This window comes from Bradyrhizobium sp. NC92 (assembly GCF_025200865.1).
GTDB lineage: Bacteria > Pseudomonadota > Alphaproteobacteria > Rhizobiales > Xanthobacteraceae > Bradyrhizobium.
Map to the genome: position 1 here is coordinate 6,218,522 of NZ_CP104171.1, position 18,611 is coordinate 6,237,132.

The following is an 18,611-nucleotide window of genomic DNA, read 5'->3' on the forward strand; positions in this document are numbered from 1 at the left end:
GCTCACCTCCTCTGAAAATCCGCCGACATGAACAGCAGCGCGAGCGCCTGCTGCCGGCTCTCGGCGCGGCCGACCGCCTGCTTCACCTCGGGTGCGATCTCGGATGCAAAGACGTCCTCGATGATGACTTGCGGATCGGCCATGCCGGTGACGCGCTCGGCAAAATTGTTGGCGACGTCGAGCCGCCGGCCGACACCGTCGATCCAGCTCGCCTCGTCGTCCGGATAGCCCTTGGGCGATGATGGACGCCATAGCGGCTCGCCGAGCAGCTGCTGGCCACCGGTGTAGAGGACGGGATCGACGACCGTGATGCCGGCCGCGCGCACCATGCCGACGACCCATTCGCCGGGACGCTTGAGCTTCGACGGCGGTCCACGCCACGCCTCGTCCGACGACACCATCGCGATTGCGACCTGCTTGAGATCGCCCTCGGTGTCGCGAAAGGTCTTGGCCATCTGCTCGACCAGAGCCGGCGGCGGCTCGTCGGCGACGAAGTGCCGCGCCAGCTTGGTCGCGACGTGGGTTGAGGTCGCCGGATGCGCGGCGAGGTCGCGCAACACGGCGCGGCCCTGCTCGGCATCCTCCTGCTCGTAGCGCTTGCCGAGCACGGTCTGGCCGCCTGGCTCGTGCAGCCGCGGATTGAAGGTGAACTCGCCGCCGTGCTGGGGATCGGCGCCCGGCGGCACCAGCGTCCAGCCGGTCATGACGTTGGCGAAGCTGATCACGTCGTCCTGGGTGTATCCGGTGCGCACACCGAGCGTGTGCAGCTCCATGATCTCGCGCGCGATGTTCTCGTTGAGGCCGCGGCTGCGATTGATGCCGGCGATCGAGTTCGCGCCCATCGATTCCAGATTGTCGAGATAGAACAGCATCGCCGGATGGCCTTCGACGGCGAGCAGCAGATCGACGAAACGGCCGAGCGCATTGGCGCGAACCGCCTCGCGCTCATAGGCGCCGGACATGCTCTGGATCTTGTTGGCCGAGACGCAGAAATGGTTGGACCAGAACCACACCAGCCGCTCGGCAAAACCGATCTCGGCGGCGAGCGCGGCTTCGGTGCGCAGCTTGGCTTCCTGCAAGTACATCGGACGTCCGGGATCGGGAACGGCGTCAGCCGCCTGCTTGGCCGCCATCTCGGCGGCGTCCTTGTCCTGCACTTGACCTTGCGCCTGGTCTTCCGACATCGCCGGCGCGGCCGCCGCCATCTGCTGCTTCTTGGCCTGCTGCTGCGCCTGCTTGACCCGCGCCGTCCGGCGGGCGTTGGCGTCGGCCACGGTGCGGAAGGCCTTGGCGCTTGTGGGAAGCCCAGCGGCGGCGGTCAGCGTGAGCGGCCGGTCGAGCTCGGCGATCAACGCGCCGCGCGGGTCCGAGCCCATTGCGGCGATCGATCCCGGCCGCGGCCCCATGCCGAAGCGCTGCAGCGCAAGCACGGTCTCGGCCCTTGCAGGATTGCTCATGGCGGACGCCCATTTTTCTCGAGCCTGCCGACACGCGGCGCGAGGCTACGAATGGTAATGCTACGCATCGTAGCACTCGAGGTGCGCCCGGACAAGCGAAGATTGCGGCATCTCCGTCCGGCTATCGTGAACCGCCCGTCGGATGCGACGGACGGCGTCGCGATCCTAAAAGTTGGGCCCGAGCGCGATCTTGGTGATCACGCCGTTCCTGACGCCGATCCGCCATTCCGCCGAACCATTGGCGAACTGGGCGATATAGATGTCGCTGTCGAGCGCGGTGACGCCGCGGAACGACACCGCACGCAAGGCGCCGAGTCGCGCCAGGATCGCCTGGTCGAACGGCAATTGCTGACGCGTGATGTCGGCTACTTCCGACGTCATACGGTCGTAGTCGGGCTGTCCCCTGCCGAGATCTTCGATGTAACGGCGCAGCATCTCTTCGCCATTGGCGATCGGAACAGCGCGGCGCGCGGCACGCCCCGGCTTTGCGCCGAGGTTCGACGCCTCGACATTGTGGAAGCGCGTCTGCCGGCCCGGCATCAGGATTTCCAGGCACCGTCCCGACTTGTCGGCGATCATCCAGGGATTGTTCACGGTGGTCGTGGCCGCCCAGCTCATGTTGGACCTGACGACGCTCTGGTTCTTGCGATTGCCGTCGGCATCGAGATTGACGACCCGGATGTCCTCGCCGAGCTCATTGTAGACCATGATCCGGATCGGCGAGGTGCCGGCGCGGCCGCGCACGTTCGCCTCTTCCGAGCAAGGCAGGATGCCGCCGAGCTCGTCATTGCCGTCGGCCCGGAAGATGACGTCGCCGGCCTTGCCGTCGGGCTCGAGCAGCACGCGGAATTCAGCCGTGCCGTTCTCGAACTTGGCGCCATAGATATCGTAGCCGCCCGGGCCGACGCCGCGGAAGAAGATCGACTCCACCGCGCCGAGCGCCACGAACGTCGTTTGCATTTCGGCGAGATAGCGGTGGACCTTGGCCGCGAGCGGCGCGCTCATGCGATCATAGTCCGGCGTACCGCGGCGCAAGCCTTCGATGCCGGCCAAGACCATCTCCTTGCTACCGGCCACCGGCACCTGCTCCCTGAATCGGTCGGAGACCTTGGCGAGGCGGCGCGCGAAGTCGGCCTCGACGGCTTGCGCCACCGCCGCATCGACGCGGGTCGCGAGGCGGGCACCGAAAACCGCGTTCTGCACCAGCACGCGCGACACCTTCGCCTGCTCGTCGCGCAGGAAGACGACGAGATGGTCGCCGCGGAACGAGAAGGCGTCGGTGCCCTCGGCGAGCACCTGCGTTGCGCCCTGCCCGGTCTCCTGCAGCCAGAGACGGTCGCCGTCGCGGCGGACGCTGAGCACGCGGTTGGGCGCCAGCCGGTACCAGCCGACATATTGATCGAGCGACGCGATCTCCGCAGCCGGTGCCGGCATCTCCGCGACACGAACCGCGCGAATGTCGCGGCCGTTCATGCGCAACGTCAGCTCAGCCGAGCGACGCTCGGCATCGACGGGGAACGTGATTTCGCCGGACGAGGCCGGGTAGGACGCCGTGCCGTTGCCGCCGACCGAGAGGCGCAATTTCCGCTGTCCGGTCACCTGGCCGTAGAGCTCGTCTCCCTCGCGGAAGATGGCGAACACCGAGGCCGGGCCCATGGCGTAGAAATTGACGAAGGGGCGGTAATGCTGGGCCGGCACCTCGCCGCTATCGGCGATAGCGGGCGCGGGGTCGGGAGTGCGATAGGCGATCATGCCGGTCGACACGATCACCGCCGGCACGATCGCGGCCGCGATCCACAACCGCTTGCGCCAGCCGACCGCCACGGGCATCGCGGCGGCCGCGATGATCCGCTCGACGCGGGCGCGCACGGTCGAAGCCCGCGCCATCGCAAGCTCCACCGGGCGCGGCTTCACGCTGCTGGCAAAATCGAGCAGAATCTCCGCATAGGACAGCCGGTCGTCGATCACCTCGATCGCCTGCGCGTCGCTGATGATCTCGGCGAGCTCGGCAAGGCGCGCGAGCTGCCACCAGGAGAACGGGCTGAACCAGAACACCGCACGATTGAGCGAAGCAAGCAACAGGACGTAGAAATCGCGGTTGGCGACATGCGCGCTTTCATGGGCGAGCACCGCGAGGCGCTTCTTCGCATCCCAGCCTGCAAATTGCGGCGGCACCAGAATGGTCGAGCCGAAGGTGACGGGACCGCCGACGTCGCGGCTGACACGGATGTCGGCATCGATCAGCTGCGCAGCTTTCACCGGCTTCGCCGCACGCATCAGGCGCCAGGTCAGGCCGAGGCCGATGGCCAGCCGCAGCAGCAGCAGGCCGGCGATGCCGGCATAGACGATCGTCGCCACCAGCCACCAGTCGACCAGAACGCCGTTTGCAACCGGCGGCGCCGCGACGGCGCCCGGCGCGATCGGCAGGGTCGGCTGCGACATCTCCAGCATCGCGATGTCGGCCGGCCACGATTCGCCCGGCACCGGCACCGATGCTGGTAGCCGGTCGATGGTGAGCGTCGGCCAATGCATCACGAATGGCATCGCGAGCGAGGCCATCAGCACGACGACCCACGCCGTCATGTGGACGTGCGGATTGCGCACACGGAATAGGGTGAGACCGAACCAGACGACGCCTCCCAGCACAAAGGAGCGCAGCGCCGCCTCCGCCAGAGTTGCGATCATTCTTTCTTCACTCCCCTCGCTTTCTTCGCCTTGGCCACCTGGTCGGCCAGCGATCGCAATTGCTGCTGGTCGAGCATCTTGTTGTCCACCATGCCGACGAGGACCTCCTCGATCGAGCCGTTGCAGAACCAGTCGACGATGCGCTGCACCGCCTTGGCGGCAACGCGCGCGCGGGGTTCGGCGGCGTGGTACACGTAAGTTCGGCCGTCCACCGTGTGGTTGACATAGCCCTTTTCCTCCAGCCGGCGCAGCACCGTGCGCACCGTGGATTCCTTCAGACGCCGCGACAACCGCTCACGCACGATCTCGGCCGTGACAGGACCATCGGCCCAAACCAGTTGCATGACCTCACGCTCGAGGTCGCCGAGTTCAGGCAGGCGATCGTCCATGGTATTTGACCTTGCGGATTGAGGATTCTTGTAACGCTACAGACTGTCGCATATGCAGCCGCGGAGCACAATGGCGATTCCACCTGAGATGGTGGTGATGGGTCAACTAACTGGGAGTCGGGAGTCGGACGGACGGTGCGCTCCCTCTCCCGCTGCGGGAGAGGGTCGGGGTGAGGGTGTCTCCGCAGTGGGACTCCCCAAGAGGATAGAGCCCTCACCCGGCGCAAGTACGCCGACCTCTCCCGCAAGCGGGAGAGGTGACCGAGCCAGTTCGCCAGATCGACTCAATCAAAAGTCATCAGCCCTCAGTACGTCGGCTCGTACATCTGCGACTGAACGAGGGCCTTCACGTCATTGGGCGCAGGTCCGTCCGCGAGCCCGCGCTGGTAGGCCACGTCCGCAACCGCCGCCGCGATGCGGACGGAGACCTCGCGGATGCGCGGCAGTGCCGGATAGAGGCTGCCCTGGGCGAGGTCCTCCTTGCCGACGCAATCGGCGAGCGCATGGGCGGCCGCCATGAACATCTCGTCGGTCACGAGGCGCGAGCCGCTGGCGATGACGCCGAGGCCGACGCCGGGGAAGATGTAGGAATTGTTACCCTGGCGCGGCACGAAGCTGCGGCCATTGAGCTTGACCGGATCGTATGGGCTGCCGCAGGCGAACAGCGCGCGCCCTTCCGTGTAGCGGTAGGCGTCCTCCGCCGAGCACTCCGCCTTCGAGGTCGGGTTGGAGAGCGCGAACACGATCGGCTGCTCGTTGAGCTCGGCCATCGCCTTGAGCACATCGGGCGTGAAGGCGCCGCCGACCGCGGCGACGCCGATAATCGCCGTCGGTTTCAGCGTCTTGATCGCGGTGAGGAAGTCGGCAATCGGCGCCTGGTCCGTGTGCGCATAGCGCAGCTTGTGGCCATGCAGACCTTCCCGCCCCGCAACGACGAGACCGCGGGAATCCACCAGCCAGTTGCGGCGAAGCGCCTCCGCCTCGGAAGCCCCCTCCGCCATCATGGCCGAGACTACGAGATCGGCGATGCCAGTCGCCGCCTCGCCCGCGCCGAGGAACAGGATCTTCTGGTCCTTCAGCTTGCCGCCGGAGACGCGCAAGGCCGAGAACAGGCCGGCGAGCGCCACCGCCGCGGTGCCCTGGATGTCGTCGTTGAAGACGCAGGCCTCGTCGCGATATTTGTGCAGCAGCTTGAACGCCGAATGATTGGCGAAGTCCTCGAACTGGATCAGCACGCCCGGAAACGTCTTGCGCGCGGCTTGCATGAACTCGTCGACGAAGCTGTCATAGGCCTCGCCCGTCAGCCGCCGCTCGCGCAGGCCGAGATAATAGGGATCGTTCAACAACTCTTCGTTGTTGGTGCCGACATCGAGCACGATCGGCAGGCACAGTTCGGGATGCACGCCGGCGCAGGCCGAGTAGAGCGAGAGCTTTCCGACCGGAATGCCCATTCCGTTGGCACCCAGATCGCCAAGTCCCAAAATGCGCTCGCCGTCGGTGACGACGATCAGCCTGGCCGGATAGGGCCAGTTCTTCAGGATCTCCGCGATCTGGCCGCGGTCGCGCGAGGAGATGAACATGCCGCGCGGCCGCTGGAAGATCAGGCCGTATTTCTGGCAGGCAAGCCCGACCGTCGGCGTGTAGATGATCGGCTGAATCTCGTCGATATTGTCGACGACGACGCGGAAGAACAGCGCCTCGTTGCGGTCATGCAGCGCGTTCAGGGCGACGTATTTTTCCAGATCCGTCGGCAGCGTGCGCAGATTGGTGAGCACGCGCTGAGCCTGCGTCTCCATCGTCAGCACGCATGGCGGCAACAGGCCGCGCAGGCCGAGCGTCTCGCGCTCCGCTTCCGTGAAGGCGGTGCCCTTGTTGAGCAGGGGATCGCGCAGCAGCGTCATGCCTTGCTGCGGATTGGACGACGTCGATTTGGCAACGACCCGGGCAGGTCTATTCACGAATTCCCCCAAGGAGTTTCTTATTGAACCGCAGCCATTGTCGGCCAGTGCTCCATTCAGATCAAGGACGGAGAGACCGCGGCGCCGATTGTGATCTCGCACCGCAGCGAGACTTGCGCAAACGACTGGCAGTTGCGCGCGAAAGGGTTAACGCGCAGGCCTCTAACTCCTCATGGTGAGGACGCGCGTCAGCGCCGTCTCGAACCATGGAGGCCCCTATCTCACCCGCGGCCATCCTTCGAGACGCCCGCCGTTGGCGGGCCCTCAAGGATGAGGACGGAGTGCGCGACATCAGGATCAACGGGCACCGACGCCGATCAGCCTCATCCTGAGGAGGCGCCTAGCGCCGTCTCGAAGGACGAGGCGCGCGCTCAGGCCGCCGCCAAGAACTGATATGCGATCGCCTGCTTATCCTGCTGCCCGCCTTGGCATCAGATTGGCGGCGCCATCTCCCGGCGGCGCGATATGCATCAGGATCGTCTGCGTCGCGGATGCGACCTCGATGCCGTTCTGCTGGAAGCGCAGCTTCATGCGACGGTTGAATTCGCGCTGCACCGGCCAGCGGCCGGCCTCGGTGCAGCGGATCTGGCCGACGATCGACACCATCGCGCCGTCGACCTTGTCGATGCCCCACAGCTCGAGGTCGCCGCGGATGAGCGCGCGGAAGTCCGCTTCGCGGCGCATCTCGTCGACGATGTCCTTGAGGATCTGGCCGGCGCGATCGGTGTCTTCCTTGTAGGCGACGTTGACGCTCACCGAGGCATTGCCGGCGCCGCGGCTGGCATTGGTGATGGTCGTGACCGCGCTGAACGGCACGATGTGGACGGCGCCATCACCCGCGCGCAGGCGGATGGTGCGGATCGAGACGTTCTCGACGACGCCCGACAGCCCCGACACGCTGACGGTGTCGCCGACCTGCACCGTATTCTCCAGCAACAGGAACAGGCCGGTGATGAGATCCTGCACCAGCTTCTGCGAGCCGAAGCCGATCGCGATGCCGACGATGCCGGCGCCGGCCAGCAGCGGGGCGACATTGACGCCGATCTCGCTCAACGCGGTGAGGCCGACGACGGTCGCGATCAGGCACAGCAGTGCGGTGCGCAGCATCGGCTGGAAGGTGCGCAGCCGCGCGGCGCGGGCATAGTGCCCGTCCCGCGTCAGCGTATTGATCTGGCGGTCGAGGAGCGCGTTGCTGGCTTCCCAGATGGCCGCTGCGATGAGCACGGCGAGGCCGATGGTCACCACGGCCGAGATCAGCCGGCTGCCGATCTGGCCGCCATAGAACCAGACGATCGCGTCCACGCCCCAGACTTCGAGCACCGCCACGAAGCCGATGAAGGCGATCACGCCGGATACGATCCTGCGCAGCAGCGGCAGATAGCGGTTGGCGCGGATCTCGAGGCCGGGAAAGCGTTGCAGGATCTCCGGCCTGATGCGAAAGCCGCGATCGATCAGGCTCAGCGTCAGCATGATGACGACACGCGTGATCAGCGCCACCGCGATGGTGCCGACGAAATATTGCAGCAGCAGCGAATAGCCGTTGCGGATGTTGAGCGCCCACACCGCCCAGAGCGCGAGGTCGAGCGCGATGGCAAGATAGTGCCAGCCGCCTGCGATGCGGTTGCGCAGACGGGCCGCAATTCCCTGCCGCTCGGCCGGCGCGCGGATGGCATCGGCGACCTGGCGGCGGCATTGCAGGACGATGACGGCGATGAAGAGGTGCACGACCAGCATCACCATGCGCAGCAGCGCGGCGTAGCCGGCGCGGTGCAGGCCGAGCAGCAGCGCCACATTGGCAAAGGCGATGCCGGAGACGCCGACGCCGACGATGCGGCGCGCCCAGATCTCGATATAGGCCGCGGTCTCCGCGCGCACCGGAAACAGCCCGAACGGCCCCGCCAGCGCCCGGACCAGGCAGATCAGCCCGCGCGAGAACGCATAAGCGTTGACGACGGCGAGGATCACGAGACGGACAATCGCGGGCTCGCCGAGCTCCGTTCCGAGCAGCGCGGTGGCGACGGCGACGAAGACGAGCACGGGAAGCAGCTCGAGCACGAAACGCCCGAGCACGAAGGGCAGACGCAGCATGATCTGCCAGACGCGCGCGAGACTGTGGCGTCGCTTGTGCAGCTCCGGCTCGGGCGTGACGTCCGCGACCGATGATGGCGGATCGGCAAGCGGCAGCGCCTGGGCCGGCAGGCGCGCGGTTTGCGGCACGCGCCCCTCCAGGAACGCGACCGGCCGGCGGATCAGGCGGAAGATGACCCATTCGGCCGAGAGGGCGCAGCCCAGCAGCAGCGCCAGCTTCCAGGCGATCTCAATCAGGAGATTGTAAGCCGCGGGATCGTTCGCGGTGCGCATGATCCAGTAGTAGAAGGCCGGAAAGTGCGTGAGCGTCCGTGCCATGCCGGCGATCTCGCTCGATATCTCCTGGATCTCCTCCGACACCGTGAGCAGGAGTTGCGCGCCAAGGCCATCGGCCGCCAGCGGGATCGGCGATTTCGCCTCCGGCGCGGGCTGCTGCGAACCCGATGCGTTGGCGATCACACGGAGCGTATCGATCATCTGCGCGCGCTTCTTGTCGTCCTGGAGCGTGTCCAACGCACGCCTGGCTTCGTCAGGCGATAGCGCGGCGGCACCGCCCGCGGCCGGCGCATCGGCACGGGCGCAGGAGAGAGACGAGATCGCGAGGAAAAGAGCGGCGAGAAGCGCCGGGACAAGCTTTTGCGACACGCAGATTCCCTGGAAAAAATGAATGCGCCCGCGGTGTCGTGGCCGTCACCGCCGAAGCACATCCGTCATGTCGGATCGCAGCTATTCGCCCCCAGCCTGTGTCGGAAGTTGGCCTTTGAGACGACATTCTCTTGGCATTTGCCGCAATGCAGGATCGCGAGCTGACGCCCCGGCGAAACTCCATCGGGCCTGCGCGCACAGACCCTTGTGCAGATCGAACAGGAGGATAAGGAAAGGGGGGATCTCAAAGAGTTGCGGCAGCCTTTACGGCCATCCGACACGATCGACGTGACCAAAATACAGCGCCGGGAAGGTAGGGGCTTTGCCTCACTGATGCAGCCCGCTAAACCTTGTCCCGGCGTGCCGTTCGCGGTTTCCGCCGCTATGCGATAGTCCGAACGAGCTCCATCGCAATTAACGCGGCTGGATTTGCGGAGGTGGTGTCATAGACCTCCCCTTGCTCATGAGGTGGACGTTGCGCGTCGCTGGTTTGCGACCGCGATGATGCTCCTCCTGGGACACAAAACTGTCAAGCAGGATCAATGATCTGACGATCACATTTGACGACCCGAGTTCCGCTGGAAGGTCCGCTGTGCAAATCGCTTCCGCGCCAATTTGAGGAATTTCAGAAGGCAGGGGGAATGGTGGCATCATGCTCCTGTTTTGCCCGACGAGTCAAACCCGCTTCGTAAAATCCGTATTACAAAGCAGCGGCCCCTGCAAGCCATTGATTCTGCTATGGCCGGCTACTGTGCATGGGGTTGTTTTCGCACTTTTTTGCCGATGGCCGGCGGCAGCCTAGAGAAACATGTCCGCCAGATCGACCGTCGAGGCCTTTCCGATCTGGTCGAAGTTTCGTGCCAGCCAGCCTCGCGCCGCCTCGCGGCCCTCGTCGCGCAGGCGGCACAACAGGCTCCATTCGGGGTGGAATTGCGTGGCGGTGCCGAGCTGCGACATCAATTGGTCGTTGCCGATCCAATGCATGTACATGCGGCTGTGCTTGTTGCTGTCGAGCTCGCCGTCGTCGATCAGCCGGGTAGCGAACGCGATCGCGCGCATCTCGCGCATCAAGGACGAATTGAAGCTGATCTCGTTGATGCGGTGGAGGACGTCGGCGGCACTGGCCGGCAGCTCGTCGCGGCGGATTGCCGTCACCTGCACGATGATGACGTCGTGACTGCCCTTGCGGTAGATCAACGGATAGATCGCGGGATTGCCGAGATAGCCGCCGTCCCAGTAATGCTCGCCATCGATCTCGACCGCCTGGAAATAGGGCGGCAGGCAGGCCGACGCGAGCACGGTGTCCGCCGTGAGAAGCGGGCTCTGGAACACCTTGATCTTGCCGGTACGGACGTTGGTGGCGTTGAGAAACAGCTGCGGCGCCTCGGGCGAGGAATTGAGCCGGTCGAAATCGACCACGCGCTGCAGCAGCGCGCGGAGCGGATTGAAATGAAAGGGATTGAGCAGGTTCGGCGGCAGCGTATGCGTCAGCGTGTGGATGAATGCGTGGACCGGATGATATTCCGGCGGCAGCTTCAGGGCCTGGATCCACTGGTTCAGCGGCGACATCAGATCGTACGCCATGTCCATGCGCGACACTTCGTACCAGAACGCGTGCAGGCTCTCCCGCGCGGCCTCCGCGCCTCCATGCGCCATGCCGGAGGCCATCGCCACCGCATTCATCGCGCCGGCACTGGTCGCGCTGATCGCCTCGATCGCGAGCCTGCCGTCCTCGAGCACCTGGTCGAGCACTCCCCAGACGAAGGCGCCGTGCGCGCCGCCGCCCTGGAGCGCGAAGTTGACGTTCTTGCAATTGGTGGTCCCGCTGGCTGTCACTTTGCTCGCTTCTTGCCTCCCGTCCCCTCCTTCTCCAGCGCCTTGCGCACCTGCTTGAACTCTTCCAGCGATGCCTTGTCGGCACGGGGGAAACGCAGGTCGAGCTTTTCCAGCTCGGCATTGATCACCGAGCCGATCACGACGCGAGCGAACCATTTGTGGTCGGCCGGCACGACGTACCAGGGCGCATGCGACGTCGCCGTGTGCCGGACGATGTCCTGGTAGACCGCCTGGTAGCGCGGCCACAGCGCGCGCTCCTTGATGTCGTCCATGGAGAACTTCCACTGCTTGGCCGGATCCTCCAGCCGCTCGAGGAAGCGCTCGCGCTGCTCTTCCTTGGACACGTTGAGGAAGAACTTCAGCACCACGGTGCCGTTGCGGCAGAGATAGCGCTCGAAGGCGGAGATGTCCTCGAACCGCTCCTTCCAGATGTTCTTGGTGACGAGCCTAGGCGGCAGCTTTTCCTTCGCGAGAATCTCTGGATGCACACGCGTCACCAGGCATTCCTCGTAATGCGAGCGGTTGAAGATGCCGATATGGCCGCGCTCGGGCAGCGCGACCGCATGACGCCAGAGGAAGTCGTGGTCGAGCTCCTTGCTGCTCGGCGCCTTGAACGCCGTGACTTCGCAGCCCTGCGGATTGATGCCCTCGAAGATCGCCTTGATCGCAGAGTCCTTGCCGCCGGCGTCCATCGCCTGGAACACGATCAGCAGCGACCAGCGGTCCTGCGCGTAAAGCTTCTCCTGAAACGCGATCAGCCGCTTCTTGTTGGCGTCGAGAATCGCGAGCGCCTTCTCCTTGTCGAGATCACCCTTCTCGTCGGTCTTGTGATCCTTGAGGTGAAACTTGCCCGAGCCATCATAGCGGAACGGCTTGATGTAGCGGTCAAGCTCCTGGGCGAGCGACTTGGACGGCTTTTTGCTCATGAGCGCGGGGCACCTTGCGTTGCAACTTCAGTCGGTCGAGCAAGCTACCAAGGATGCCCTTGGGAAGGAATATGATGAACAGCACGAGCAGCACGCCGTAGACGAGGTTGTCCCAGCCGACCGCCTTGGTGCCGAAACCGATGCGCAGCGTTTCCGCCAGCAGAATGGTGATGATGGCCCCGACGGTCGGGCCGAGCGAGACGAACAGCCCGCCGACGATCGCGGCGAACACCATCTGCAGCGAGACCGCGATGCCGCTGACCGTGTCGGGGGTGATGAACATCTGGTACTGGCAGTAGATCGCGCCCGCCAGCGCCGTCATCAGCGCGCTGAGCAGCGTGATCTTCAGCTTCTCGGCGGTGACGTCGACGCCGGCCGCGGCCGCGGCGTCCTCGTCCTCCGAGATCGCCTCCAGCGCATAGCGCGCCATGCTGCGGTCGACCCAGTGCCAGACCACGATGCCAAACAGCCAGACCGCAAGCGCGATCAAGTACCAGGTGGTCTTGTCGTCGAATTGCAGCGCCAGCAGCTTGTTGCCGGACGCGCGGTTCGGGGTGTAGCCGAGCGAGCCGCCGGTATAGTCGCGCGTCGCGGTGATGACCTGGAGCACGATGCCTGACAGCGCCAGCGTCACCAGCACGAAATAGTGCCCGGTGATGCGAAAGCGGAAGCAGGGATAGCCGACGATCATCGCCAGCGCGCCGGCCGCCGCCATGCTGATGGGAATGCCGATCCAGGGCGACAAACCTGCGTGATTCCACAACAGCGCGGTGACGTAAGCGCCGATCCCCATGAAGCCGCCATGGCCGAGCGAGACGAGGCCGAACCGCCCCATCATCGACCAGGACGTATAGGCGAACGACCAGATCAGGATCAGCACCAGGATGTGCAGATGATAGGGATCGCGATAGACGAAGGGCAGCGCGACCAGCGCCGCCAGTCCGATCCCCCACGCCGCAAGCCGTCCCTGCCCCATCATCGGCGCCTCGCAAGCAGGCCCGCGGGCCGGATGAACATCATGACGATGAAGAACGCGAAGGCGAGCACATAGCCCCATTCGAGGTCGGAGAACAGGCCGCCGAGCGAGATGATCTCGGCGAACACGAAGGCGGCGATGAAGCCGCCGATGAAATTGCCGAGGCCGCCGAGCACGCAGATCAGGAAGGTGATCGGCCCGAAGGACAGGCCGACGAAGGGATGCACGTCATATTGCAGCACCAGGAGGCAAGCGGCGAGGCCGGCGAGCGCGCCGCCGAGCGCCGACGTGATCAGGTAGATCCGCTTGGTGTCGACACCCATCAGCGCCATGATCTGCCGGTCCTGCGAGATGGCGCGGATCGCAGTGCCGGTGAAGGTGCGGGTCATGAACAGATAGACCGCGACCATGCCGACCAGCGCGGCGACGAACGAGAGCAGTCGCGCGTAGCTGAAATTCATGTCGCCGAAGGCGAGCACCGGCAGGCGGATGCCGAGATTGCGGAAGTCGATGCCGAAGGCGACGGTGGCAAAGCTCTGCAGCACGAACAGCACCCCGCCGGTCGCGAGCAGCTGGTTGATCGGAGGTGCGGTCAGAAGCGGCGCGATGACCAGATAGTGCAGCGCCGCGCCGAGCACAGCGACGAGCAGGATGGTGAGCGGGGCAGCAACGAAATAGCTGATGCCGTAATACTGCACCATGAAATACATGCCGTACATGCCGATCATGACGAGCTCGGCGTAGCAGATCCAGGTCACGTCGATGACGCCGAAGATCAGGTTGAGCCCGAGTGCAAGCAGCGCCAGCACGCCGCCGAGCAGGATGCCGTTGATGACGGCCTCCAGCAGGTAGATGTCGAATACGTCCAGGAACGCCTGCATGCCCATCACACCCCGAGATAAGCTTCCTTGACCGTGTCGCTCGCCAGCATCTCGGCCGAGGTGCCGGACGCGCGGATCGTGCCCGCCTCGATCAGATAGGCGCGGTCGACCACCTTCAGCACCTGCTGCACGTTCTGCTCGACGATCAGCACCGTCAGCCCGCTGGCGCGGATCCGCTTCACCAGCTCGAACACCTGCTGCACCACCACCGGCGCCAGCCCCGCCGAGGGTTCGTCGAGCAGCAACAGTTTTGGATTGGACATCATCGCACGGCCGATGGCGCACATCTGCTGCTCGCCGCCGGACATGGTGCCGGCCATCTGGTGACGGCGTTCCTTCAGGCGCGGAAACAGGTCGAACACCACCTCCAGCCGCTCGGCGTAGTGGTCCCGCGCCTCTTTCATGAAGGCACCCATCTTGAGATTGTCGTCGACCGTCAGCTGTGGAAACAGCCGCCGGTTCTCCGGCACATGCGCAATGCCGAGGCTGACGATCTTGTGCGGCGGGGTCGCGACGACGTCGACGCCTTCCATCTTGATCGATCCGCGCGAGGGACGGATCAAGCCGGAGATGACGCGCATCAAGGTGGTCTTGCCGGCGCCGTTGGGGCCGATGACGCCCACGGCTTCGCCGGCCTTCACGTCGAGATCGACGTCGAACAGTGCCTGGAAGGTGCCATAGCCGGCATTGACGCCGCGAAGCTCCAGCATCGCCTAGCCCCCTGCGCGGCGGCGCGCTTCGGCGGCCGCGGCCTGCGTGGTCTCGGCGTCCGTGCCGAGATAGACCTCGATGACGCGCGGATCGCCGGCGACCGCGCTCGGCAGGCCTTCCGAGATCTTCTCGCCGTGATCGAGCACCATGACGCGGTCGACGACGCGCATCAACACGCCCATGATGTGCTCGACCCAGATGATGGTGATGCCGAGCTCGTCGCGGATGTTGCGCAGCATGTCCGCGGCCTGATCCATCTCGGCCTCGTCGAGGCCGCCGAGGCTCTCGTCGGCAAGCAATAGCTTTGGCGCGGTGGCGAGCGCCTTCGCCAGCTCGAGCTTCTTCAACCCCGCTGCGCCGAGCCCATCGACGCTGGCATGGCGGTCGGTCGGCAGGCCGACCATCGCCAGCGAGCGCTCGGCCGCCTCCTCCGCCTTGGCGCGGCTGTGGCGGCCCTGGCCGTAGAAGCCGGCAAGCGCGACGTTCTCGAAAATGCTGAGGCGACGGAACGGCCGCGGGATCTGGAAGGTCCGCCCGATGCCGCTGTTGATGATCCGGTGCGGTGCAAGGCCCGCGATCTCGTGCCCGGCGAACAGGATCGATCCGGAGGTCGGCGCCAGCGTGCCGGAGAGCATGTTGAAGATCGTGCTCTTGCCCGAGCCGTTGGGGCCGATCAGGCCGAGGATCTCGCCCTGGTCGACCCGGAACGACACGTTGTTCACGGCGGTGAAGCCGCCAAACCGCTTCACCAGTCCGCTGACTTCCAACACCGGAGCACTCCGCTACTGGTTGCTGTAGGTGGTGCCCTTCGGTAGCGGCAGCACAGCCTCGCGCTGCGCCTGGCTCTTGGGCCACACCACATAGGACTTGTCGTCGACGTATTGGATCACGACCGGGAACGAGCGCTCGTTCTGGCCGGCCATTGGCGAGCCCTCGCCGTGGAATTTGACGCCGAAGCCGAGCATGGTGCCGCCTTCGGGTATGTCGGTGTCCAGTGCTGCCTTGCGCAGCGAGTCGGGATCGACGCCGCCATATTTCTTGATTGCGCGCGGCAGCACGTCGGTGAGGAACAAGTAGGTATTGGACGCAGCCATGCCGACATGGGCCGAACGGATTGCGACGCCCGGCTTGCGCTTGTCGAACTCCTCGCCAACCGCCTTGATGACCGGCGGCAGCTTCGGATCCATTGTCTTCTGGTTGGCGAGCCAGATCGAGATCGGATCGGTGTTGAAGACGTAGTTGGCATCGGCGCCCAGGCCTTCCTTCAGCTTCTCATAGACCCCGTAGCCGGCGCCATGTCCGACCAGTGCGCCGAACTTCAGCCCCTGCTCGCGGGCTTGCCGGAGCAACAGGGTGATGTCGGGATTGTAGCCGGTATGGAAGACCACATCCGGCTTGGCCCGCTTCAGCTTGGTGACGAGCGCAGACAAATCCGGTGCCGTCGCCGAATAGCCCTCTCTGAGCACGATGTTGAAACCGGCCTTCTTGGCGCCGGCCTCGTTGCCTTTGGCAACGTCGACGCCGTAGGCGCCGTCCTCGTGGATGATGGCGACCCGCAGGTCCTTCGGGTCCTTGCCCAACTTCTCCTTCGCGTTCTGCGCGATGAAGTCCATCGTCATCATGCCGAACTGATCGCCGGAGGCCTGCGGGCGAAACACGTATTTGTAGTTCTTGTTCTCCAGCACCGCCGACGAAATGCAGGTCGTGATCCACATGAACTTCTTCAGCTGCTCGACGCGCGCTGCCACCGGCACGCATTGCGCCGAGGAGAAGAAGCCGAGCAGCATGTCGACCTTTTCCTGCTCGATCAAACGGATCGCTTCGTTGATGGCGACGTCCGGCTTGCTCTGAGCATCGGCATAGATCGCCTCGATCTTGTAGCCTTCGACGTCCTTCGCGCTGTACTGATCCAGCATGATCCTTGCGCCGGTATATTGCAGCTCCGAACCGCCGCCGGCGAGCGGACCCGTCAGATCATAGATGACGCCGATCTTGAGCTTCTTCTCTTGAGCCTTGTCTTGGGCCTCGGCAGACACCGCCAAGCCCGTCGCTGATATCGCGACCAACAGCCCACGTACCAAGCGGGCAGCCATGCGCAGGCGCATCAAAACCTCCCTGGACCATTGTGCATTGCATTCTTGGTGCAATTTCTTCGGCCCATCACATGGGCTGCGCGCGGCGATGTCAAGCCTCGCGCGTTAGCGCGCTGCGCACTGCTGCTCGATGAAGGCCGTGACAAATCGCGGCATGGACGGCCTGAGATCGCTGGTCCCGCGCACGAGATGAATGGCCGACAGCTCCGGCTCGGTCTCGCGCGCAAGGTTGGCTTCGATCCGGGCGCGGGCCACATCGCCCGGCATGTCCAGGTTGATGACCTGCAGCATCGCGATCGTGGGGCCGGTGACCACGCAATGCCAGCCCGGCTCGATCCGATAGTCGGCCGCGGTCAGGCCGGTCTCCTCCCCGAGCTCGCGGACGACGCTGCCGGGAATGTCGAGCGCGCCGTTCCTGACGTCGTCGAGATCAGGCGTTCCCGAGGGGAAATAGATGCGGCCCGCATTGGCGGTGTGGGGCGCCATCTCGCCCATGATGAAGGCGCCGTCGGAGGCGCGCAACGCCCCCATGCCAAAGCCGTTGAACACGGCCTTGTCGGGAAAGCCCCAGTCGCGCCAGGCGAGGAAGCTTGCGAAATCGGTCTCGAAATAGGTCGCCGTCAGATGGCCGTCGTTGAACACGGCGTCGCGCCCGAGCAGGACGCGGCCGTTCCAGATTTTCGGCCGCTCGCGCTGCTTCTCGGCGAAATGCGCCGCGATCTCGGCCCGCCGTTCCTCGGCGAACGGCCACGCGATCGGCCGCACCGCAAGATCAAGCGTCGCGACGCGATGAATGATTGGTGACGTCATGACGCCTGATACCACGCCTTCGCGTCGGCTATTTGGCGCTTCCCGTGGTCTTGGCCTGCTCGACGAATTTGTTGGTGAAGGTCTTGCTGACGTCGATCTTGGCGTTCGCCACCTCGGGCGAGCCGACACTGAACACCGCAAGCACGGCGTCGGCGCCCTTCGGGTCCATCTTGCCGGTCTCGGAATACATCGGGATCGTGTTCTTCAGTGCGGCAAGATAGAGATCCTTGTTCTTGCCGACGGTCTCCTCCGGCATTTTCGCCATGATCTCCTCGGGCGTATGCGAATGGATCCAGGCGAGCGTAGCGACGATCGCATTGGTGAGCGCCTGTGCCTCCTTCTCGTGACTGTTGACCCAGGCCGCGGTCGAATACAGCGCGCCGCCCGGATATTCGCCGCCGAAGGTCTCCAGCGTGTCCTTCTGGGTGCGGGTGTCCGAGAGAATGCGCAGATCCTTGTGGCTGCCCTGCAGCACGGTCACGGACGGATCGAGCATCACCGCCGCGTCGATCTGGCCCTGCTCCATCGCGGCCACCGCAGTGGCGCCGAGGCCAACGCCAATCACGGCGGCACTGGTGGGATCGAGCCCGTTCTTCTTGAGCATGTATTTCAGGAAGAAGTCGGTGGAGGAGCCGGGCGCACTGACGCCGACCTTCTTGCCGGCGAGATCCTTGACCGACTTGATGTCGTTGGTGCGCGAGGGCGCGACCACCAGCACGAGGCCGGGATAGCGGTCATAGACCACGAAGGACTGCAGCTCCTGCTTCTTGGCGGCGAGATTGACACAATGGTCGAAATAGCCGGAGACCACGTCGGCGCTGCCGCCGAGAACGGCTTTCAGCGCGTCCGAACCGCCCTTGAGGTCGACCAGCTCGACATTGACGCCGGCCTTGTCGTATTCGCCGAGCTGCCTGGCCAGCACCGTCGGCAGATAACATAGGCAGGAGCCGCCGCCGACCGCGATGGTGACTTTGCTTTGCGCCGCGGCAAACGAGGTGGTGAGCGTCAGCGCGAGCAGCGCGCCCGCGAGCCTAGCAATCGTGTTCTTCATTGGTTTCCTCCGTTCGGCCGGCGGCACCATAGAGCAGCGAGGCTGGCTTGAGAAGCACTGCCTGAGCGGGCTGGCCATCAGCCCTTCGGCGCAATAGCATGCCCA

14 protein-coding genes are annotated in these 18,611 nt (G+C 65.0%); all 14 read right to left on the reverse strand.

The genetic code is table 11. The features are described from left to right. Positions 1-2: 2 nt before the first annotated feature. The gene (locus N2602_RS29320) at positions 3-1,457 is read right to left on the reverse strand and encodes a DUF1800 family protein (protein WP_260380242.1); all 1,455 of its coding nucleotides are present in this window, start codon (positions 1,455-1,457) and stop codon (positions 3-5) included. Between the two features lie 165 nt (positions 1,458-1,622). Next, positions 1,623-4,142 carry a M56 family metallopeptidase gene (locus N2602_RS29325; protein ID WP_260380243.1) on the reverse strand — a complete coding sequence of 840 codons (2,520 nt, stop codon included), beginning with the start codon at positions 4,140-4,142 and terminating at the stop codon, positions 1,623-1,625. Next, the gene (locus N2602_RS29330) at positions 4,139-4,531 is read right to left on the reverse strand and encodes a BlaI/MecI/CopY family transcriptional regulator (protein ID WP_212258346.1); all 393 of its coding nucleotides are present in this window, start codon (positions 4,529-4,531) and stop codon (positions 4,139-4,141) included. Before N2602_RS29330 ends, N2602_RS29325 begins: the two co-directional genes overlap by 4 nt. A gap of 305 nt (positions 4,532-4,836) precedes the next feature. After that, the gene (locus N2602_RS29335; RefSeq protein WP_260383730.1) at positions 4,837-6,432 is read right to left on the reverse strand and encodes an NAD-dependent malic enzyme; all 1,596 of its coding nucleotides are present in this window, start codon (positions 6,430-6,432) and stop codon (positions 4,837-4,839) included. A 465-nt stretch (positions 6,433-6,897) separates the two neighbouring features. After that, positions 6,898-9,222 carry a mechanosensitive ion channel domain-containing protein gene (locus N2602_RS29340; RefSeq protein ID WP_260380244.1) on the reverse strand — a complete coding sequence of 775 codons (2,325 nt, stop codon included), beginning with the start codon at positions 9,220-9,222 and terminating at the stop codon, positions 6,898-6,900. A gap of 798 nt (positions 9,223-10,020) precedes the next feature. Next, entirely contained in the window at positions 10,021-11,058 is a 1,038-nt protein-coding gene (locus N2602_RS29345) for a patatin-like phospholipase family protein (RefSeq protein ID WP_172787418.1), read from the reverse strand. Next, positions 11,055-11,984 (reverse strand): polyphosphate kinase 2 family protein, encoded by a 930-nt coding sequence (locus N2602_RS29350; protein WP_260380245.1) that lies wholly within the window; start codon positions 11,982-11,984, stop codon positions 11,055-11,057. Before N2602_RS29350 ends, N2602_RS29345 begins: the two co-directional genes overlap by 4 nt. Next, positions 11,944-12,963 (reverse strand): branched-chain amino acid ABC transporter permease, encoded by a 1,020-nt coding sequence (locus N2602_RS29355; protein ID WP_172787420.1) that lies wholly within the window; start codon positions 12,961-12,963, stop codon positions 11,944-11,946. The genes N2602_RS29350 and N2602_RS29355 overlap by 41 nt, the downstream gene beginning before the upstream one ends. Next, complete coding sequence (locus N2602_RS29360; protein WP_212258349.1) at positions 12,960-13,841, reverse strand: branched-chain amino acid ABC transporter permease; 882 nt, start codon at positions 13,839-13,841, stop codon at positions 12,960-12,962. The genes N2602_RS29355 and N2602_RS29360 overlap by 4 nt, the downstream gene beginning before the upstream one ends. Before the next feature lie 5 nt (positions 13,842-13,846). Next, complete coding sequence (locus tag N2602_RS29365; protein WP_172787421.1) at positions 13,847-14,551, reverse strand: ABC transporter ATP-binding protein; 705 nt, start codon at positions 14,549-14,551, stop codon at positions 13,847-13,849. A 3-nt stretch (positions 14,552-14,554) separates the two neighbouring features. Continuing rightward, positions 14,555-15,322 (reverse strand): ABC transporter ATP-binding protein, encoded by a 768-nt coding sequence (locus N2602_RS29370; RefSeq protein ID WP_036037489.1) that lies wholly within the window; start codon positions 15,320-15,322, stop codon positions 14,555-14,557. 12 nt (positions 15,323-15,334) lie between these two features. Next, a complete protein-coding gene (locus tag N2602_RS29375) occupies positions 15,335-16,657 on the reverse strand; it encodes an ABC transporter substrate-binding protein (protein WP_172787423.1) in 1,323 nt (440 codons plus the stop codon). A gap of 93 nt (positions 16,658-16,750) precedes the next feature. Continuing rightward, positions 16,751-17,455, reverse strand: a complete 705-nt coding sequence (locus N2602_RS29380) for an NUDIX hydrolase (RefSeq protein WP_260380246.1) — start codon at positions 17,453-17,455, stop codon at positions 16,751-16,753. A gap of 28 nt (positions 17,456-17,483) precedes the next feature. Continuing rightward, positions 17,484-18,506: an ABC transporter substrate-binding protein gene (locus N2602_RS29385; RefSeq protein WP_260380247.1), complete on the reverse strand. Its 1,023-nt coding sequence runs from the start codon at positions 18,504-18,506 to the stop codon at positions 17,484-17,486. Between the last annotated feature and the right edge of the window lie 105 nt (positions 18,507-18,611).